Source organism: Sphingomonas sp. M1-B02 (assembly GCF_026167525.1).
Lineage (GTDB): Bacteria > Pseudomonadota > Alphaproteobacteria > Sphingomonadales > Sphingomonadaceae > Sphingomonas.
The window spans coordinates 940,497-959,662 of record NZ_CP110679.1 but is presented as its reverse complement, the minus strand read 5'-3'; the positions used below and the strand labels follow the sequence as shown (position 1 = coordinate 959,662).

Annotated in this window: 20 protein-coding genes; 9 read left to right on the top strand and 11 right to left on the bottom strand. The window is 68.4% G+C overall.

The window, feature by feature from the left end; genetic code table 11:
- Window positions 1–45: 45 nt before the first annotated feature.
- Both OKW87_RS04610 and bla read left to right on the top strand, forming a co-directional pair.
- Complete coding sequence (locus OKW87_RS04610) at window positions 46–2,166, top strand: ComEC/Rec2 family competence protein (protein WP_265542651.1); 2,121 nt, start codon at window positions 46–48, stop codon at window positions 2,164–2,166.
- Complete coding sequence (gene bla / locus OKW87_RS04605; RefSeq protein WP_265542650.1) at window positions 2,163–3,011, top strand: subclass B3 metallo-beta-lactamase; 849 nt, start codon at window positions 2,163–2,165, stop codon at window positions 3,009–3,011. The genes OKW87_RS04610 and bla overlap by 4 nt, the downstream gene beginning before the upstream one ends.
- Here bla and lexA read toward each other — a convergent pair.
- From lexA to OKW87_RS04585, 4 genes are all read right to left on the bottom strand, one after another.
- Window positions 3,005–3,679 (bottom strand): transcriptional repressor LexA, encoded by a 675-nt coding sequence (lexA, locus tag OKW87_RS04600; RefSeq protein WP_265542649.1) that lies wholly within the window; start codon window positions 3,677–3,679, stop codon window positions 3,005–3,007. The two genes, bla and lexA, sit on opposite strands and share 7 nt — an antisense overlap.
- Window positions 3,680–3,735: 56 nt before the next feature.
- Window positions 3,736–4,917: a molybdopterin molybdotransferase MoeA gene (locus OKW87_RS04595; RefSeq protein ID WP_265542647.1), complete on the bottom strand. Its 1,182-nt coding sequence runs from the start codon at window positions 4,915–4,917 to the stop codon at window positions 3,736–3,738.
- A gap of 42 nt (window positions 4,918–4,959) precedes the next feature.
- Window positions 4,960–5,913: a PilZ domain-containing protein gene (locus OKW87_RS04590; protein ID WP_265542646.1), complete on the bottom strand. Its 954-nt coding sequence runs from the start codon at window positions 5,911–5,913 to the stop codon at window positions 4,960–4,962.
- A gap of 86 nt (window positions 5,914–5,999) precedes the next feature.
- Window positions 6,000–6,653 (bottom strand): glutathione S-transferase family protein, encoded by a 654-nt coding sequence (locus OKW87_RS04585; RefSeq protein WP_265542645.1) that lies wholly within the window; start codon window positions 6,651–6,653, stop codon window positions 6,000–6,002.
- Window positions 6,654–6,706: 53 nt separating this feature from the next.
- Here OKW87_RS04585 and OKW87_RS04580 point away from each other — a divergent pair, with 53 nt between their 5' ends.
- Window positions 6,707–7,264 carry a DNA-3-methyladenine glycosylase I gene (locus OKW87_RS04580; RefSeq protein WP_265542643.1) on the top strand — a complete coding sequence of 186 codons (558 nt, stop codon included), beginning with the start codon at window positions 6,707–6,709 and terminating at the stop codon, window positions 7,262–7,264.
- 270 nt (window positions 7,265–7,534) lie between these two features.
- Here the strand turns inward: OKW87_RS04580 and moaC are convergent, their stop codons facing one another.
- The 3 genes from moaC to trpD all read right to left on the bottom strand — a co-directional run bounded on the left by moaC (window position 7,535) and on the right by trpD (window position 9,934).
- Entirely contained in the window at window positions 7,535–7,990 is a 456-nt protein-coding gene (gene moaC, locus OKW87_RS04575; RefSeq protein ID WP_265542641.1) for a cyclic pyranopterin monophosphate synthase MoaC, read from the bottom strand.
- A 142-nt stretch (window positions 7,991–8,132) separates the two neighbouring features.
- Window positions 8,133–8,942, bottom strand: a complete 810-nt coding sequence (gene trpC, locus OKW87_RS04570) for an indole-3-glycerol phosphate synthase TrpC (protein WP_265542639.1) — start codon at window positions 8,940–8,942, stop codon at window positions 8,133–8,135.
- On the bottom strand, window positions 8,939–9,934 hold the full coding sequence (gene trpD / locus OKW87_RS04565) for an anthranilate phosphoribosyltransferase (RefSeq protein WP_265542638.1): 996 nt from the start codon (window positions 9,932–9,934) through the stop codon (window positions 8,939–8,941). Before trpD ends, trpC begins: the two co-directional genes overlap by 4 nt.
- A 92-nt stretch (window positions 9,935–10,026) precedes the next feature.
- On the opposite strand from trpD, the gene OKW87_RS04560 reads away from it, so the two are divergent.
- The 4 genes from OKW87_RS04560 (at window position 10,027) to OKW87_RS04545 (ending at window position 12,237) form a co-directional block, all read left to right on the top strand.
- A complete protein-coding gene (locus OKW87_RS04560) occupies window positions 10,027–10,680 on the top strand; it encodes a hypothetical protein (protein WP_265542637.1) in 654 nt (217 codons plus the stop codon).
- Between the two features lie 97 nt (window positions 10,681–10,777).
- Window positions 10,778–11,329, top strand: coding sequence for a GbsR/MarR family transcriptional regulator (locus tag OKW87_RS04555; protein WP_322740344.1), 552 nt, complete (start codon window positions 10,778–10,780; stop codon window positions 11,327–11,329).
- Between the two features lie 82 nt (window positions 11,330–11,411).
- Window positions 11,412–11,792, top strand: a complete 381-nt coding sequence (locus tag OKW87_RS04550; RefSeq protein WP_265542635.1) for a hypothetical protein — start codon at window positions 11,412–11,414, stop codon at window positions 11,790–11,792.
- Window positions 11,793–11,844: 52 nt separating this feature from the next.
- Window positions 11,845–12,237, top strand: a complete 393-nt coding sequence (locus OKW87_RS04545) for a hypothetical protein (RefSeq protein WP_265542634.1) — start codon at window positions 11,845–11,847, stop codon at window positions 12,235–12,237.
- Between the two features lie 16 nt (window positions 12,238–12,253).
- Here OKW87_RS04545 and OKW87_RS04540 read toward each other — a convergent pair whose 3' ends face one another.
- The gene (locus OKW87_RS04540) at window positions 12,254–12,838 is read right to left on the bottom strand and encodes an anthranilate synthase component II (RefSeq protein WP_265542633.1); all 585 of its coding nucleotides are present in this window, start codon (window positions 12,836–12,838) and stop codon (window positions 12,254–12,256) included.
- A gap of 108 nt (window positions 12,839–12,946) precedes the next feature.
- Here OKW87_RS04540 and OKW87_RS04535 point away from each other — a divergent pair, with 108 nt between their 5' ends.
- Window positions 12,947–13,348 (top strand): hypothetical protein, encoded by a 402-nt coding sequence (locus tag OKW87_RS04535; RefSeq protein WP_265542632.1) that lies wholly within the window; start codon window positions 12,947–12,949, stop codon window positions 13,346–13,348.
- A 144-nt stretch (window positions 13,349–13,492) separates the two neighbouring features.
- On the opposite strand, the gene trpE is transcribed toward OKW87_RS04535, so the two are convergent.
- Together trpE and OKW87_RS04525 are read right to left on the bottom strand one after the other, a co-directional pair.
- Window positions 13,493–15,055: an anthranilate synthase component I gene (gene trpE / locus OKW87_RS04530; RefSeq protein ID WP_265542631.1), complete on the bottom strand. Its 1,563-nt coding sequence runs from the start codon at window positions 15,053–15,055 to the stop codon at window positions 13,493–13,495.
- Window positions 15,000–16,946, bottom strand: coding sequence for a peptidylprolyl isomerase (locus OKW87_RS04525; protein WP_265542630.1), 1,947 nt, complete (start codon window positions 16,944–16,946; stop codon window positions 15,000–15,002). Before OKW87_RS04525 ends, trpE begins: the two co-directional genes overlap by 56 nt.
- 115 nt (window positions 16,947–17,061) lie before the next feature.
- Here OKW87_RS04525 and tpiA point away from each other — a divergent pair, with 115 nt between their 5' ends.
- Window positions 17,062–17,817, top strand: a complete 756-nt coding sequence (tpiA, locus tag OKW87_RS04520) for a triose-phosphate isomerase (RefSeq protein WP_265542629.1) — start codon at window positions 17,062–17,064, stop codon at window positions 17,815–17,817.
- Here the strand turns inward: tpiA and OKW87_RS04515 are convergent.
- Window positions 17,780–19,147, bottom strand: a complete 1,368-nt coding sequence (locus OKW87_RS04515) for an MFS transporter (protein WP_265542628.1) — start codon at window positions 19,145–19,147, stop codon at window positions 17,780–17,782. The two genes, tpiA and OKW87_RS04515, sit on opposite strands and share 38 nt — an antisense overlap.
- Window positions 19,148–19,166 lie beyond the last annotated feature (19 nt).

Genomic DNA, 19,166 nt, shown 5'->3' with positions numbered 1-19,166 from the left:
AGCTCAGCCGCCGAGGCCCCTAGCACGGGGTTTTCCTCCCTACAAATGGGGGCGGGGGGCGCTTTTCGCCAGTTTCGGGACAAGGTCGAGCGCTGGCTGGAGGCCGAGCGCGAACAATTGGTGCTGTGGCTGCCGGTGATGCTCGGGGCGGGAATCGTCGCCTGGTTCCTGCTGCCCGATGCGGGGCGCTGGATCGGGTTCATCGCAGGCGGGGGCGCGATCGGGCTGGTCGGGGTGGCGGCATCGGGGGCGGGGCGGGCGGCGCGCGTGGTGGCGATCGCCGGGCTGGCGATGGCGGCGGGGTGCCTGCTGGTCTGGTGGCGCGCGGAGCGGGTGGCGGCGCCGGTGCTGGCGCGGCCGGCGGTGGTGAGCCTAACGGGGCGAGTCGAACGGGTCGAGGCGTTGCCGGCGCGGGACATGGTGCGGGTCACGCTGGTGCCTTTGGGCCGGGCGGACCTGCCTTCGCTCGTTCGAGTCAATCTGGCCGAGGCCGACGCGCCGAAGGGGCTGGCGCGCGGGGCGGTGGTGCGGCTGCGCGCGCGGCTGATGCCGCCGCCTCCGCCTTCGGTGCCGGGTGCCTATGATTTCGCGCGGGTGGCGTGGTTCATGGGGCTGGGGGCCACGGGGAAGGGGTTTGCGCCGATCGAGGTGGTGCGCGCCGGCGATCCGCCGGGATCGGACCTGCGGGCGCGGCTTTCGGGGCATATCCACGGGCAAATCCCCGGTAGCGGGGGCGGCATTGCGAGCGCGCTGGCGACGGGGGACCGCGGCGCGATCGACGATGCCGATGCCGAGGCGATGCAGCGATCGGGGCTGGCGCATCTGCTCTCGGTGAGCGGGCTGCATGTGACCGCAGTGACCGCGGCGGCGATGCTGGTGGTGCTGCGGCTGCTGGCGCTGAGCCCGACGCTGGCGCTGCGCTGGCGGCTGCCGCTGGTGGCTGCTGGGGCGGGAGCGCTGGCGGCGGTGGGCTATACGCTGCTGACCGGCGCCGAGGTGCCGACGATCCGATCCTGCGTGGCGGCGCTGCTGGTGCTGCTGGCGCTCAGCCTGGGACGCGAGGCGATCACCTTGCGGCTGGTGGCGGCGGGGGCGCTTCTGGTGTTGCTGCTATGGCCCGAGGCGCTGGCGGGACCGAGCTTCCAGCTTAGCTTCGCCGCGGTGACGGCTATCGTCGCGCTGCATGAGAGCCCGCGGGTCCGGGGCTGGTTCGCGCGGCAGGAGGGGGACGGATTCGGGCGGCGGCTGTTGCGCGGACTCGGGTCGCTGCTGCTGACGGGGGTGGCGGTCGAGCTCGCGCTGATGCCGATCGCCTTGTTCCACTTTCACCAGGCCGGGCTGTATGGGGCGCTGGCCAATATCGTTGCGATCCCGCTGACGACGTTCGTGATCATGCCGCTCGAGGCGCTCGCCTTGACGCTCGACCTAGTGGGGTTCGGTGCGCCGGTCTGGTGGCTTACGGCGCGGGCGCTCGATCTGTTGCTGTGGTTGGCGCACACCACCGCTTCGGCGCCGGGGGCCGTCGCGGCGCTGCCGGCGATGCCGGGCGGCGCCTATGCGCTGCTGGTCGGCGGCGGGCTTTGGGTGGCGCTTTGGCGGACGCGGGTTCGCTGGGCGGGCGTCGCGCCGGCGACCATCGGCCTGGTCTGGGCGATGCTGACGCCACCGCCGGACCTGCTGGTGACGGGGGACGGGCGGCATCTGGCGATCCGGGTGGCCGGGGGCGGGATGGCGCTGCTGCGCGAGCGGGCGGGGGACTATACGCGCTCGATGCTGAGCGAGAATAGCGGCGCCGAGGACCAATTGGCCGAGCTTGCCGAGCAGCCCGATGCGCGGTGCAGCCGTGATCTGTGCCTGGTCGAGGTGCGATCGGGCGCGCGACGCTGGCGGGTGGCGGCGACGCGGAGCGCGTATCTGGTGCCCTGGGCCGAGATGATCGCCTTGTGCCGATTGGTCGACGTGGTGGTGAGCGAGCGGCGGTTGCCGCCGGGCTGCACGCCGCGCTGGCTCAAGCTCGATCGGGAGACGCTGGCCAGGACAGGGGGCGTGGCGATCGCCTTTGCGAGCGGGGAGGTGCGCACCGTGCGCAGCGGCGGATCGCATCCCTGGGTTGACCCGCTTACCGTGCAGCCGCCATTTCAGCCCCGAACGGGAGAGCGACGATGATGCGATCGATGGCATTGCTGCTGGGGGCGGCGCTGGCGGGGCCGGCGGCGGCGCAGGACGACTGGGCGAAGATCAAGGCCGAGTGGAACCAGCCGATGGCGCCGTTCCGGATCGTCGGCGACGTCTATTATGTCGGGACGGCGGGGCTGTCGGCGTTCCTGATCACTTCGCCGCGCGGGCATATCCTGATCGACGGGGCGATGGCGGAGAGCGTGCCGCAGATCGCGGCGAATATCGAGACGCTCGGATTCAAGCTGCGCGACGTGAAGATATTGCTGATCAACCATGCCCATTGGGACCATAGCGGCGGGCTTGCCGCACTGAAGCGGCGGACCGGCGCCAAACTCTATGCCAGCGCCGCGGACCGGCCGGCGCTGGAGGCGGGGTGGATGGACTATCGGCCCGAGCAGGAGCGAGTCGCGCCGGTGAAGGTCGACAAGGTGATCGCCGATGGCGAGGTGATCGCTTTGGGCGGGAACAGGCTGACCACGCGGCTGACCCCGGGGCACACCAAGGGTTGCACGAGCTGGACGACATCGGTCCCGGCAGGCGCAGACACGCTGAACCTGCTGTTTGCCTGCAGCATCACGGTCGCGGGCCAGCCGCTGACGCCCGGCAAGGGCTATGACGCGGCGGCCAGCGATTTCAGCGCGACCTTTGCCAAACTGCGGACCCTGCAGGCCGACATCTTCCTGGCATTTCACCCCGCCGCATTCGACATGGCTACGAAGCGGGCCAGGCAGGAAGCGGGCAATGCAAATGCCTTTGTCGACCCGACCGAACTGCCCCGGCGCATCGCCGCGGCGGAGACGGCGTTCGAGGCCGAGCTCGCCGCGGCTCAGTAGCGGCGGAGCAGCCCGGCGAGCTTGCCCTGGACGCGGATCTGATCGGGGCGATAGCGCTGGGCGTCGTAGCTGCGGTTGGCCGGATCGAGCCGGACCATCGCGCCTTCCTTGCGGAAATATTTGAGCGTCGCTTCCGAATCGTCGATCAACGCCACGACGATCTCGCCGTCGCGGGCGACGTCGGTGCGGCGGATGAGCGCGAAATCGCCATCGAAGATGCCGGCCTCGACCATCGAATCGCCGGCGACTTCGAGCGCATAATGTTCGCCCGAACCGAGCAGAGCGGCGGGGACGGGGAGCATCGTCGAGCCTTCGAGCGCCTCGATCGGGGTGCCCGCGGCGATCCGGCCGTGCAGCGGAATCTCGACCACATCGTTGGCGGGCGACGGCAAGGACGACGGACGTGGCGTGGATTTGTCAGCCTTGGCCGGAGTGGCGACCTTGGCGTCGCCGCGCTCGGGCATGCGCAGCACTTCGAGTGCGCGGGCGCGATTGGGCAGGCGACGGATGAACTCACGTTCCTCGAGTGCGCTGATCAGGCGGTGCACGCCCGACTTGGACTTGAGATCGAGCGCCTCCTTCATCTCCTCGAACGAGGGCGACACGCCGGTCTCGTTCAGACGATCGTTGATGAAGCAGATCAGCTCGTGCTGCTTGCGCGTAAGCATGCGGTTCCTCCGTCCAGAACAGACTGGGAACGTTTATGCAATGTTCCGCGCCCATGTCAAGCGATGTCGAGGATTTGCACCGAGTCGCCGGGATTCGCGGCCGGAGCATGCGGCGGACGCAGAATGAGGCACCGGGCGCGCGCGAGGGTGCGGAGCATCGAACTGTCCTGGATCGTCGAGGCGAAGGCGCGGCCGTCGCGCAGTTCGGCGCGGAGGTAATCGGTGCGGTGATCGTTGGCCGGGAGGGGCTCGCCGAGCGGCGTCGCGCGGGTGCGCGGCAGCGGATCGGCGGCGCCGGAGAGAAGGGCGACCAAAGGGCGCACGAACAAAAGGGTGGTGACGAAGGCCGAGACGGGGTTGCCGGGGAGGCCGACGACGAGCGTCTTTCCGAGCCTGCCCGCCATCATCGGCTTGCCCGGGCGGAGTGCGACGCGCCAGAAGTGGACCGCGCCGCCGGCGGCTTCGAGGGCGGGGCGGACGAGATCGTGATCGCCGACCGAGGCGCCGCCGCTGGTGACGAGCAGATCGGCACGGACGGCCCGGAAAGCGGCCTCCAGCGCGTCGGCTTTGTCCGGAAGAATGCCGAGATCGAGAATTTCGACCGGCAGGTCGGCGAGCTGGGCTGCGAGCATCAGCCGATTGGTCTCGGGCAATTGGGCGTCGGCAACGGGTGCGCCGGGGGGTACGAGTTCGTCGCCGGTGGCGGCGATCGCGACACGGACCCTGCGGCGAACCAGCACCCTGCCGTGGCCGGCGGAACCGGCGACGGCGAGACGCGCGGGGGTGAGACGCTCACCGGCGCGGATCAGCGGGTCGCCCTCGGCGAAGTCGAGCCCGCGGCGGCGAACGTTGCGGCCAAGCCGTGCCGGGCCTTCGCCGGCGAGCGCGAGCGCCTCGCCCTCGCGCGATGCCTCTTCCTGGATCAGGACGGTGTCCGACCCCGCGGGCAGCGGCGCGCCGGTAAAGATACGGGTGGCCTGGCCCGACGCCACGATACCAGCAAAGGCGCGCCCCGCGGCACTCTCGCCGATCACGGTCCAGGGGCCGGGCATGTCGGCGAATCGGATCGCATAGCCGTCCATCGCCGAAAGGTCGGCGCTGGGCTGGGTGCGCAGGGCGATGACGTCCTCAGCCGCCCAGCGGCCGGCTGCCTGGGAAAGCGCGACGCGTTCAGCCTCGAGCGGGGCGCCCAGCGCCAGGAGCCTGGATTGCGCTTCTTCGACGGGGAGCAAAGCCATGGGTGCAGCCTTGGGGCCACAGGGTGCCCCGGCGCAAGGCCCTCAAGGGGTCAGGCGGCCGCCGGTGAGCAGGCCCAGCTCGCGCGGGCGCAGCGGCAGGCGGAATTCGCAGAGGATGCGACCGTGCCCGGCTTCGACCACGCTGGCCGGTCCGCCGCCGATTTCGGGCAGCGAAATCCACAGCTGGGCGCCGGGGAGCACCGAGGCCTGGGTCTCCAGCTCTATGAGATGGGTGGTGAGCGCGCGGACGCGGGCGTTCCACCAGCGTGCGCCTTCGCGGATGCTGGCAGGAGAATTGACCGGGATGGCATGCTTGTCGGGGATCATGCTGGCCGGCTCGCTGCCGATCGGTGGCGGTGCGGGGGCGGGGCGGATGCGCTGGACGTTGCGCAGCCAGGGCATAAGCGTCTGCCAGCCTAGACCTTCCTCGAATTCCACGCCGGCCTGACCGTCCTGGATCCAGCGGATCACTCCCTCGAGTGGACGCAGACCATCGAAGGTGACCTCGATCTTGTCGTCGCGCGAGAGCGCGAGGCGGGTATCGATGCCCACGCCGCCCTGGGAGATGTTGCGGGTGCGCGCGAGCTCGACCTGGGCGCCCGCGCGGACGAAGATAGTCTGGTGGATTTCGACACGCGGCATCGTCCGTCGTTCGTCGGGCAGGTTGACGAGGTTGCGCGCGAGCGTACCGATCACGTCGATCGGCGCGTCGAACAGGAAGCCCGCCTCGCCATCGGCGCACCAATCGACCTTGCCGGCGAGGCTCTGGCCGTTGGCGAGCTCGAGATGCATCTCCTCATGCTGTTGCAGTTCCGCCTCGATCGCGAGCGTGGCGCCGGCGGCGCTGAGCTTCTGCAGCGCGCAGGGCAGCCTCATTTCCGCGCCGACCAGGCACGCCGAATCGAGTTCGGCATGCGGTTCGGCGCGATCGAGCAGCGCGCGAGGAGGATCGGCCGCCAGCGAGAATATCGTTGCCGACCTGAGTGGTTGCGTCATCAAAGCCTGTTCCGCCCCCAAGGGCCCCGCTGCGACGCTAGCGGCCGCCGTTGAAGGTGGGGTTAAGCGACGAGGTTGCGGAAACCCTAATCGCGGTCGGGCGCGCCGAGCGGGAAGAAGTGGCGATAGGGCCGCCCCTCGTCGACGGCGCGGGCCACGCTGGGGCGGGACAGCAGCCGCGCGCGATAGGCTATGAGGTTCGTCCATTGCTCGGCGATCGGATGGACCCAGTCGGCGTAGAAAAGCGACGGCGCGGCGGCGCAATCGGCGAGGCTGAACGCGCCCGCGGCCCATTCGCGCCCTGCCATGCGGGCGTCGAGCCAGGCATAGACGGTGTCAAGCGCGGCGACGGCATCGGCCATGGCGCGGGGATAGCGATCCGCCTCCGGGCGCAGGCTATCGAACACAGGCCCCTGCATCGCATGCATCACATAATTGTCGAAGATGCGGTCCATCATCCGCACGTCGATCGCGGCATCGGGATCGGCCGGGATCATCGGCCTGGCACCCGGATGGTGGAGCTGGAGATGCTCGATGATCGTGCTGGTCTCGAGGATCGTGCGATCGCCGTCGACCAGGATCGGGAATTTGCGCAGGGGCCAGCGCGCCGCGAGTTCGGCGCAATTCGCCTCGTGCGCGCCATCGAGCATGCGGAGTTCGAAGACCGTATGATTCTCGTAGAGCGCGATCAGCACCTTCTGGCAGTAAGAGGAGAAGGGATGGGCGAAGAGCTGGAGCATGGTTTCGCCATGCTATTGCGCGAAGCTGCAGGTGTCGAGACGGGAGGCGCGGAATGACGGAGCTGGTGCGGTGCGGCTGGGCGCAGGGCGATCCGGTGATGGAGGCCTATCACGATGCCGAATGGGGCGTGCCGGTGCGCGATTCGCGGATGCTGTGGGAGATGCTGATGCTCGAGGGCTTCCAGGCGGGGCTTTCGTGGCGGACGATCCTGCACCGGCGCGAGGGGTTTCGCCGCGCCTTTGCCAAGTTCGATCCGGCGCAGGTGGCTGCGTTCGGCGCAGAGGATGTCGAGCGGCTGATGGGCGATGCCGGGATCATCCGGGCGCGGGCGAAGATCGAGGCGACAATCGGCGCGGCGCGGATCTATTGCGCGATGGAGGCGGCGGGGGAGAATTTCTCGGACTGGGTCTGGGGGCTGGCGGGGGGCGTGCCGCAGGTCAATGACGGGGTCCATGTGCCGGCCAGCACGCCGGTTTCCGAAGCGATGTCGAAGGCGTTGAAGGCGCGGGGGTTCAAGTTCGTCGGGCCGGTGATCGTTTATGCCTGGATGCAGGCGGTGGGGATGGTGAACGACCATGCGCCGGACTGTTTTCGGCGGGGGGAGGTTTAAGGCTTTCCCTCTCCCCTTGTGGGCGCATCGGGTCGGTCATGCCCCCAGCATGATCTAAACAGCGCGGGGCGCTGTTTACCCGATGCGGGAGGGAGCCGACGAAGTCGGCGGAAGGGTGAGGGGGAGTGAGACTCAGTCCCCCTCATCCTTCCCACTCGCTTCGCGAGCGGGCCCATCATCAGGTCGGCCATGCTCCCAGCATGGCCTGAACAGCGCGGGGCGCTGTTCACCTGATGATCTTCTCCCACAAGGGGAGAAGGAGTTTAAGCCTTAATCCCCTGATTTGCCGCCGGTCTTGGAAAGCAGCCGGACGCCGTCGATCACCATGGCTTTGTCGATCGCCTTGGCCATGTCGTAGACCGCCAGCAACGCGACGCTGGCGGCAGTTAGGGCTTCCATTTCGACGCCGGTCTTGCCTTCGGTGGCGGCGGTGGCGGTGACGGTGACGCCGGTCTCGTCGGGGGCGAGGTCGATCGCGACCCGAGTGAGGGGGAGCGGGTGGCAGAGCGGGATCAGCTCGGCGGTCTTCTTGGCGGCCATGATGCCGGCGATGCGCGCGGTGGCGAGGACGTCGCCTTTCTTTGCCGCGCCTTGCCGGATCGCGGCGGCGGCTTCCGCGGACATGGTGATGCGGCCGGTGGCCACGGCTTCGCGGGCGGTGACGGGCTTGCCGGCGATGTCCACCATGTGCGCGGCGCCGGTTGCGTCGATATGGGTGAGGGTCATGACTCCCTCTCCCGTTGGGAGAGGGAAGCGGTGGGAAGGGTGAGGGCAGCAGCAGGAAGCGCGAGATTGTCCTCACCCTCCCCCGCCTTCGGACCTCCTTCCCTCTCCCAAAGGGAGAGGGACAGTGAAGGCAATACCCCCCTCAAGCCACCAACTCCCGCGTCGCGGCTTCGATATCGTCCTGGCGCATCAGCGCCTCGCCGATCAGGAAGCAGCGGATGCCGTGCCCGGCCATCGCGTCGAGGTCGGCGCGGGTGGTGAGGCCGGATTCGGCGACGAAGGTCACGCTCGGCGGGGCCAGCCGCACAAGTTCATAGGTCTTCTGAAGATCGACTTCGAAGGTCTTGAGATTACGATTGTTTACCCCGATCAGCCGCGAATGGAGACGGAGCGCGCGTTCGAGTTCGTGCGCGTCGTGCACCTCGACCAGTACGTCCATCCCGAGTTCGAGCGCCGCGGATTCGATTTCGGCCATCTGCGCATCGTCGAGCGCCGCCACGATGATCAGGATCGCGTCGGCGCCGATGCCGCGCGATTCCCGGACCTGCCAGGGGTCGACCATGAAATCCTTGCGGAGCACCGGCAGCGTGCAGGCGGCGCGGGCGGCGATTAGATAATCTTCATGGCCCTGGAAATATTCCCGGTCGGTGAGCACCGAGAGGCATGCGGCGCCGCCGGCCTGATAAGCGCGGGCATGGGCGGGGGGATCGAAATCAGGGCGGATCAGGCCCTTGGAGGGACTAGCCTTCTTGATCTCGGCGATCAGGCCGTAGCCGCCCGCCGCCGCCTTGGCTTCGAGCGCGGCCTTGAAGCCGCGGGGCGGCTCGCATTCGGGGATGGCGAAGCCTTCGGCAATATATTCGTGGGCATAGCCCGGCATTGCCAGGCCGCGGCGCTTCCGCTCGGCGACTTCGGCGCGCTTGGTCTCGAGGATGCGATCGAGGATGGTCATGCGAAGGCGATCCAGCAGTCGAGCAGCGTGTTGGCAAGCCCCGCGTCGATCGCTTCGGCTGCATTCTCGGCGCCTTCGGGCAGGCTGTCGGCCTGGCCGGCGACCATCAGCGCAGCGGCGGCATTGAGGAGGACGGCGTCGCGATAGGCGCCCTGCTCGCCCTTGAGCAGGCGACGGAGCGCCACGGCGTTATGCTGGGGGTCGCCGCCGCGGATCGCGCTTAGCGGGTGGCGGGGGAGGCCGGCATCCTCAGGGACGATGCGCGTCGGGAGGCAGGCGCTGCCGACATTGACCGCGATGCTGGCGCCGGCGGTGGAGAGTTCGTCGAGGCCTTCCTCGCCGGCGATCACCGCGGCAGCGTCGCTACCGAGCTGCTCGAGCGCTTCGGCATAAATGTTGGCATAATCGGGGCGGGCGATGCCGATCAGCTGGCGGGTGACGTGCGCCGGGTTTGCGAGCGGGCCCATCAGGTTGAAGATCGTCCGACGGCCGATGCGGCGGCGGATGGGGGCGAGGCGCGCCAATGCCGGGTGGTGGTGCTGCGCGAAGAGGAAGGCGATGCCGAGTTCGTGCAGCGATTCCTCGGCGCGCGCGCCGGCGCGATCGAGATTGAGGCCCAGCGCCTCGAGCGTGTCGGCGGCACCCGCTCGTGACGAGGCGGCGCGGTTGCCATGCTTGGCGACGGGGACGCCGCAGGCTGCGACGACGAGGCTGACCGCGGTGGAGACGTTGAGCGTGTGGTGGCCGTCGCCGCCGGTGCCGCAGACGTCGATCGCGCCGGGGGGCGCGCTGACCGGGATCAGGCGGTTGCGCATCGCGCGCGCGGCCTCGGCGATCTCGATGCTGGTCTCGCCGCGTTCCGACAGGCCGATGAGGAAGGCTTCGATCGCTTCTTCGGGCACGCTGCCGTCGAGAAGATCGGCGAAGGCCCGCGCCGCGGATTCGCGGCTGAGCGGAGAGGAAGGGTCCGGGAGGAGCGTGTGGGTGGTCACGCCGTCTCTATTCCGGGGTGGGCGGTGCGAGTCGAGCAAATCCTGCTGGTGTGTGTCGATGGCTGAGCTATCTCGGCACCGAGGAGAAGGGCATGCGCACTATCGATATCAGCTCGTGGCAAAGCATCGTCGCGACGCTGGTCGGGCTGGCGCTGGTGACGCTCATCGGCGTCGGCATCCGGCTGGTGGTGATGATGACGATCCAGCAGCGCCGCGAACGGATGAACCGGCAGATCAACGAACGGCTGCGCACGCTCATCGCGGCATACCGGACGCTTGGCGGCTCGTTCACTGGCAATCTTTCGGTCGATCCGCGGCATCTCCGCGACCTGCGCGGCGAGGGCGGCGATAGCGGATCGGACCGACCACGGCGGATACGCGACGCGGTGGAAGCATCGCTGTCCGACATCATCCTGCTCGGAACCGAGGAGCAGGTGCGGCTGGCCGAGCAAGCGGCGCGCGAGCTCGTGGCCGGCAAGCCGGTGCACACGCACGCGCTGGTGGTCTCGCTGCGCGACTTCATCCGCGAGGCGCTTGATCTCGATCCGGTGCCGCGCGACCTCGCGATCCCGCTGCAGGGGCCAACACGCCCCGGCGGCGCAGGCGGAGGGCGCGGCGGCAAGGGCGAAGGCGGCGGTGGACGAGGCGGTGGCAGTAGCGGCGGCGGCGGGATGGGCGGCGGCGGAACCGGCGCGGGCGGGGGAATGGGCTGCGGCGCGGGGGTCGAAACAGATCCGAAGCCTTAAGCGATAGGAGCGGGAGCGGTGCGAGCCGACTCATTTCTGCGGACCATTGCACAATAAGAGTATGTCTGCTATTTCTGAAATTACAGAAAGGATCAGCATGTCGTTGATGGATCTTCCCGCTGCCAAGGCCTTCATCTTCCATTGGGGAGAGATGGGGACGCAGTGGGGAGTCAACCGCTCGGTATCGCAGGTCCACGCGCTGCTATATCTCAGCGATAGTGCCTTGCCCGCAGACGACATCGTCGATCAACTCGGTCTTGCACGCTCCAACGTCTCAACCGCGCTGAAGGAACTGCAAGGCTATGGCATCGTCCGCCGTGTCCATGTCGAGAATGACCGGCGCGACCATTTCACCGCAGAAGCCGACCTGTGGGAGATGCTGATGCGGATTTCGGCCGAGCGGAAGCGGCGCGAAATCGACCCTACCATCGCCTTGCTGGCGGAACTGGCCGAGCAGCTCGCGGAAGACAAGGCCGCGCCGGCGCATGTACGCGAGCGCATCACGCGGATGCATGAGTTTATCTCGACGCTTAGCGACTGGTACGATCAAGTCCGCCGATTGCCAAAACCCACCCTCGTCACGCTGATGAAGCTAGGCGGGAAGGTGGCCCGCTTCGTGGGGCCGGGCAAGAGCGCCAGCAAGGATTGAGAGGAACAGGCCACAAAGATTTGAAACGTCGCGTCATAAACATTCTGAAATTACAGAAACATCGGAAAAGAAAGGACGGATCATGGTTGAGACTGCATATGCTTTGTACCTGCTGATCGCGCTGGCGATCACCATCTGGGTAGCGCGTACCTTGTCCAAGAATGGCGAGGTATTCCTGATCGAGTGCTTCGGCCACGATGGGCCGCTGGCGCATTCCACCAACCATTTGCTGGTGGTAGGCTTTTACCTCGTCAATATCGGCTTCATCACGCTGACGCTGAGCATCGGTGCCGAGCCGCATACTGTACCCGAGGCAATCCGCTTTCTGAGCGGAAAGGTCGGGCTTGCGGTCGTCGTGCTGGGCGGCATGCACTTCTTCAACATGGGAGCGATCGCGCATTTCGGTCGCAAAGTGAACGGCTGGATGGGCGAGCAGCAGGATCGAGCCGTGACCGTGGCGTGAGCCGACGCTCGCAGTGCGACACGAGGAGGTTGCGATGTACGAACGTGGCAGAATGTCATCCGGGATCGGGTATGCCGGAGTCGCCGCGGGCCCGATGTTCCTGATTACCACCGGCGCGGCGATGTTGTACCTGTCCCTGCCTGCGCCGATCCTGATCGAGCCCTATGAGATCGTGATGGCCGCCGTTCTTCTGCTGCCCGCTTCGATCTTCGGGGCATTCATCGGCCTGCCGGTCAGCGCACTCGGCTGTCTTGCAATGGCGAGGCTGGGATATTCGTTTGCCGCTGCGCGCTCGCCGCTTGCGTGGGGGCTGGCGGGCGCGCTTGCCGGCGGGACCGCTGCCTATTTGCTGCAGGCCGAGGGCGCCTGGCTGTTCGGGCTCGTGGCGACCTCGGCGGCTTGCGGGCTGTTGAGCCGCCGCGGCGTGAGCTGGGACGAGCGGTGACGTCGTCCCCGAACGACTATGCCAGCGCCTTCGCCCCGATCCCGGCCTCTCGCAGGAAGTTCGCCAGCATCGCATGGCCATGCTCCGTCGCGATGCTTTCCGGGTGGAACTGGACGCCATGGATGGGCAAATCGCGGTGGCGGACGCCCATGACCGAGCCGTCGGCGGCGGTGGCGTTGACGACCAGTTCGTCTGGAATGTCGGTGACGATCAGCGAGTGATAGCGGGTGGCGGTGAAGGGCGAGGGCAGGTCGGCGAACAGGCCGGTGCCGTCATGTTCGACGGGGCTGGTCTTGCCGTGCATCAGCCCGCCGCGGACGACCTGGCCGCCGAAATGCTGGCCGATTGCCTGGTGGCCGAGGCAGACGCCGAGCAGCGGCTTCTTCAGATCGGCGCAGGCGGCGACGAGATCGAGGCTGATGCCGGCTTCGTTGGGGGTGCAGGGGCCGGGCGAGATCAGGAAGGCCTGGGCGTTGCTGGCGATGGCGTCGCGTGCGCTGAGCGAATCGTTGCGGACGACCTGCACCTCGGCGCCGAGCTCCATCAGATAATGGACCAGGTTCCAGGTGAAGCTGTCGTAATTGTCGATGACGAGGATCATGCCAGCGCAGGTAGGGGCTTTCACGCTTTCCCACAATTGCCTTGGCGCGGCCACAGTAGGGCGCAACGGTGCCGGGACAGGGGCGTTGTATCCGCCAAAGGAGTTTGCATGCTTACCACGATGCTGTTCACGGCTTTGTTCGCCGGCCCGATAGCGGCGCAGGACCGGGGGCCGCTCCAGGACCCGCCCAGGCGGGTGCGCTCGATCCTGGTCTATGGCGACGAAAAATGCCCCACCAGCGAGGATCCCGATGAAATCGTGGTGTGCGCGAATGCGGGCGAGTCACCGTATCGGATCCCCAAGCAGTTCCGCGATCAGCCTAAAGAGGGAGCGACGTCGCAGGCCTGGACGAACCGTGTGGAGACGATCGAGGAAGTGAACCGCGCGGGGCTGCCCAACAGCTGCTCGCCGATCGGAACCGGCGGGCAGACCGGCTGCACGCGCGCGGCGATCCGGCAATGGTATCAGGAGAAGTTGGACCAGAAGGCGAAGGCCGGGCGGGTTCCCTAAATCCCTCTCCCCTTGTGGGAGAGGGGGGGAGCCGATGAAATCGGCGGAAGGGTGAGGGGGAGTGTGTCTTGAGACGTCCCCCTCATCCTTCCCACTTGGCTTCGCCTCGCGGGCCCTTCCTTCTCCCACAGGGGGAGAAGGAGCTTACTGGCCGAAGCCTGCTTCGCCGGCCCTGGCCACTGCCTCGCGGGCGGCGGCGAAGAGGGCGCCGGCTTTGGCTTCGCATTCGCGCTGTTCGTAGGCCGGGTCGGAGTCGGCGACGATGCCGGCGCCGGCCTGGACGTGCATGACGCCGTCCTTCACCAGCGCAGTGCGCAGGACGATGCAGCTGTCCATAGAACCGTCGGGGGAGAAATAGCCGACGCCGCCGGCATAGGGTCCGCGCGTCTCGGGCTCCAATTCCGCGATGATCTGGCAGGCGCGGACTTTCGGCGCGCCGCTGACGGTGCCGGCGGGAAAGCCGGCGAAGAGGGCGTCGAGCGCGTCGCTGTCTGGCGTGAGGGTGCCGACGACGTTCGAAACGATATGCATGACGTGGCTGTAGAATTCGACGGAATAGCTGTCGGTCACGCGGACGCTACCGGCCTGGGCGGCGCGGCCGACATCGTTGCGGCCGAGATCGAGCAGCATGAGATGCTCGGCGCGTTCCTTGGGGTCGGCAAGCAGGCTGGTGCGGTTGGCCTCGTCTTCGGCGGCGGTGGCGCCGCGCGGACGGGTGCCGGCGATCGGGCGGATCGTGATCTCGCCGTCGCGCGCCCGGACCAGGATTTCAGGGCTCGATCCGGTGAGCGCGAAGCCGGGCAGATCAAGATGGTAGAGGAAGGGGGAGGGGTTCACCCGGCGCAGCGCGCGATAGAGTTCGAACGGCGGGAGCGCAAAGGGGGTGGTGAAGCGTTGCGCGAGGACGACCTGAAAGATGTCGCCGGCGGCGATATAGTCCTTCGCGCGGGCGACCATATCACCATAGCGGCCGGGGGCGAGGACGGGGGTGAGCTGGACCTCGGCGGGCTCGGCGCGGACCGGCGTGGGGAGCGCGGCGGTGGCCAGGCGGGCGGCGGCTGCCTCGATCCGCTCGGCGGCGGCACCGACCAGCGCTTCGGGGGAACTCGCCGCGTCGGGCCAGACCGGGGCGACGAGAAACAGCGTGTCGGCGAGGCGATCGAAGATCAGGATGACCGTCGGGCGCATGAACATCATGTCGGGCACGCCGACCGGGTTCTCGGGAGGGCGCGGCAGTTTCTCGACCAGGCCCACGGTCTCGTAGCTGAAATAGCCGACGAGGCAGGCGAGCGCGCGGGGGAGCTCGGCGGGGACTTCCATGCGGCAGGCGGCGACGAGGGTGCGCAGCGACTCGAGTGCGGGCGCATTGCAGCGGACGAATGCCTCGCGATCCGTCAGCCATTCGGGGTTGATCGCCGCCTCGCCCGCGGTGGCGCGGAAGACCAGATCGGGGGCGAGGCCGATCAGGCTGTGGCGCCCGCGCGTCGCGCCGCCCTCGACCGATTCGAGCAGGAAATCGCCCCGGCCCGGCTCGATCAACTTGAGGGCGGCGGCCACCGGAGTCTCGGTGTCCGCGACCTGGCGGCGCCAGAGCAGAGCGGGCCGGCCGGCGGCGAGCGCCGCCTTGGCGGCTTCGACGCCTTGGGTCACGTCAGCGCGCCGCGCCCTGGCGGGCGAGATCGGCGCGAAGCTGCGCGATCGCCGCATCGTTGCGCTTCACTTCGACATGGTTGCGGATCGACGCGATGAACTGGCGTGCCATTTCGGGGCCGATCTGCGGCGCGATGTCGGCGCGGACGCGCTCGATCGCGGGGCGATTGCCGGCGGCGCTATGCTCCTCGACCGCGTCGAGATAGACGACATAATAGCCTTCGCGATTGGCGCCTTCGACGAGCTTGGCCTTCTTGGGCGCCATGCTGAACGCCATCTGGAGATAGGGCGCCATCTGGGTGCCGAGAACTTCGGAGCGCTTGAAGTCGAACGGCTTGGGCGGCGGGCCGCGCTTGACGCCGGCTTCGGCCAGGGCCTGCTGCATCGGCACACCCTTTTCGAGCTTGGCGATCATGCCGACCGCGGCGGCGCGCGCCTTTTTGAGCGCCTCCTCGACCAGATAATCCTTGCTGACACTCTCGCGAATTTGCGCGAGCGGGCGTGGCGCGGCGGGGACGATGCGTTCGAGCGTCACCAGTGCGAAGCTGCCATCGGCGCCGAGCGGGACGAGCTGCGGCTCGTCGCCGGTCTGCTCGATCGCGAAGCCGGCGCGCATGATCGGGGCGAGCGCAGGGTTGGGCTGGAAAGCGGGATCGTCGGGATTGGTGCCGTTCGCGGCGAGTGCCGGGGTGCGCTCGGCGGCGAGCTTTGCCTCGGCGACCAATTCGTCGAAGGTCTTGTTGTCGGCAATCCCGTCGTCGAGCAGCTGGCGGCGGCTCGCCAGCGCCTGGGCGAGCTTGGCGGCGGCGAGCTCGGTCGAGAGTTCGGCGCGCGCCTGGTCGAGCGTCTTGGCGGCGACGGCCTCGATCTTTTCGACCTGGAGGAGATGCCAGCCGAGCGGCGAACGGACCGGGCCGACGAGCGCGCCCTGCGTGGCGGCGAATGCGGCATCGGCGACGGCGGGGGCGGTCTGGCGCGCCAGTGCGGCCTTCTCCACCCCGGGGAAATTGGTAGCTTCGAGCCCTGCCGCGGTCGCGGCGGCGGCGAGCCCCTGGCCACCCTTCACTGCCGTCCCGATACGATTGGCAGTGGCCTGATCGAGCACGACGAGCTGGCGCACGTCGCGCTTCTCGGTCGCGGCAAAGCGTGCGCCCGCCTTGCGATAGGCATCGGCGATCTCGGCGTCGCTGGGAGCAGTCGAGGCGCGCAGCGCGTCGGGGCTGACCCGCGCGAAGCGGACGATGCGACGCTCGGGGATCATGTAGCGCGCGCGGCGGCTGTTGTAGAAAGCGGTGAGCGTCTTGTCATCGGGATCGGGGCCCGGATCCATCGCGATCGTCGAGACCAGCCCAACGATGCCGGTGCGGCGTTCCAGCAGCAAGGAAGCGTAAGGCAGCACGACGCCCTCGGGGATCTGGCTGCCGATCGTCGCGCGGTTGACGAGCCAGTTGGCATAGCGCTCGTTGGTGATGCTGTCGCGGAAAGCGGCGGGCGCGATGCGATTCTGCGCGAGCAGGTCCTCGAACGCCTTCTGGCTGAACTTGCCGTCGAGCCCTGCGAATGCGGGGTTGCTGGCGATATCGCCATCGATCAGCCGCTTGCTGACCTGCATGCCGCTATCCTGGGCGAAGGCGACCATCGCGGTGCTGTTGATGATCTCGTCGATCGCCAGTTCGAGGCCGCCCTGCGAGAGAAACTGCTCCATCGTGACATTCTGGCCGTCGCGCTGGAGGTTGCGCAGGAACAGGTCGATCCGCTCACGCACCTCGGTGTCGGTGATCTTCTTGTCGCCGACTTCGGCGATGACCTTGCCGCCCTGCGTTCCGCCGGTCGCGCGAATGCCGGTTATGTCACCGGCGGCGAAGGCGATCGCGATGAGTGCCAGGAATGCGAACACCACGATCAGGCCGTAACGCGACTTGGTGAAGTTCCGGAAGAAGCTGAGCATGAAGGGCCGTTCGCAAGAGGGTTTGGCGGTGCTTTAGGGCGGGAGCGCGCGGCCTTCAAGCTTGTGCGCGGCGATGGGCTTGCTATCGCGGCGGCCAACCTAGGGAGGATCGCAGATGCGCCGCAAGCTGGTGGCCGGGAATTGGAAGATGCACGGGCTGAAGGCGCAGCTGGGCGACGTGGTGGAGATCGCCGCGGCGGCGGCCGCGGCGCCGCGGGTCGACGTGAATTTGTGCCTGCCCTTCACCTTGATCGAAGCAGCGGTGGCCGTTGCGGGTGCGATGCCGATTGGCGCGCAGGACGTTCACGAGGCCGACAAGGGCGCGCATACCGGCTGCATCTCGGGCGCGATGCTGCGCGATTGCGGTGCTTCGCTGACGATCGTCGGTCATTCGGAGCGGCGCGCCGACCAACATGAAACCAGCCACGACGCCTGGGCCAAGGCCACAGCGGCGCGGCGGCACGGGCTGCAGGTTATCCTGTGCTGCGGCGAGACCGAGGCCGAGCGCGATGCCGGCCGCGCCGAGCGGATCGTGCAATCGCAGATCGAGAAGTCGCTGCCCGAGGGGGCTTCGGGCGACTGGCTGACGCTGGCTTATGAGCCGCGCTGGGCGATCGGCACAGGCAAGACCCCGACGCTCGACGATATCGCCGCGATCCACGCGATCGCCCGCGCCAAGCTGCGGCATATGGTGGGCGATGCCGCGGACGGGATCCGGATCCTGTATGGCGGATCGGTGACGGGGGCGAATGCCGAGACCATATTGGCGACCGAGAATGTCGATGGCGCGCTGGTCGGCGGGGCGAGCCTGACCGTGGAGAAGTTCGGGCCGATCATCGCGGCGGCGGCGGAGATTGCGCGCCGAGGGTGAACCAGGCGGCGGCGCCCGAAAGCGCCGCCATCGCGCCGCCGACCAGAGCGGCCGCGTGGAAGGCGGCGATCAGCGCGCTGCCGGCGGAGGCAATCACTGCGCCGGCGACGGCGGTGGCGATCAGCCCGCCGGTGCGGGCGATCGCGCTGTTGAAGCCCGAGGCGGTGCCGCTGTGGCGATCGTCCACCGAGGCGAGCACGGCGGTGGTCAGCGGGGCGGCGACGCACGACATGCCCAGCGCGATGATCGTGACGCCCGGAAAGACGCTGGTCCAGTAATCGGCGCTGGTCTCCACCAGCAACAGCGCAGCGAAGCCCGCGGCGACGATGAGCGGGCCGATCGACAAGGGCAGATGCGGGCCGAGCCGGGTGGTGAGGCTGCCCATCAGCCGCGAGGCGAGGCCGATCCCTATCGGCAGCGGCAAGAGCGCCAGTCCCGCCTGCAGCGCCGTGTAGCCGCCCGCCTCGATCAGAACATAAGGCAGCAGGAGCAACACCCCACCGAGCGCGCCATAAAGCAGGAAGGTGAGCAGCGTCAGCCCGGCAAAGGCTCGCGAGGCGAACAGCGAGAGCGGCATCATCGCGCGCGGGCCGCGGCGGCGCTCGATCCAAACGAAGGCGGCAATCAGGGCCAGGCCGGCCGCGAGCGCGGCAGCGGTCTGCAAGTCGAGCATGCCCTGGCTCGACCAGAGCGTCAGGCCCCAGGTGAGCGCGCCCAGCGCAAGCGTCGCGGTGGCGGCGCCGGGCCAGTCGAGCGGGAGCGTGCCTTCGACCTTCTCGTCGACATACCGCCAGACGATCCCGATCGCGACGGCGGCGACGGGCAGGTTCACGAAGAAGATCGCGCGCCAGCCGACGGCGTCGACCAGCCAGCCGCCAAGCGGCGGGCCGACTGCCCCGGCAATGGCGCCCGCCGCCGCCCAGGTGCCGATCGCCTTGCCGCGCTCGGGGCCGGTGAAGGCGTTGCTGAGCACCGCGAGGCTGTTGGGCAGCAGGATGGCCGCGCCGATCCCCTGGAGCGCGCGGGCGGCGAGCAGCAGGCCAAGATCGGACGCTACCGCGCAGGCAGCCGAGGCGAGCGCGAACAAGGCGATGCCGGCGATCAGCAGCTTGCGCCGGCCGAAATGATCGCCCGCGCCGCCGCCGAGCAAGAGCAGCGCCGAAAGCGGCAGGAGATAGGCGTTGATCGTCCATTGCAGCTCGGCCGGGGTTGCCCGCAGATCTGCGCCGATCGCGGGCAAGGCGACATTGGTCACCGAACCGTCGATGAAGGCGAGGCTCGAGGCCAGGATACAGGCGGTCAGGGTGAGCCGGGGATGCGCGGTCGTCATCGCGTGGCCCTAGCAAGTT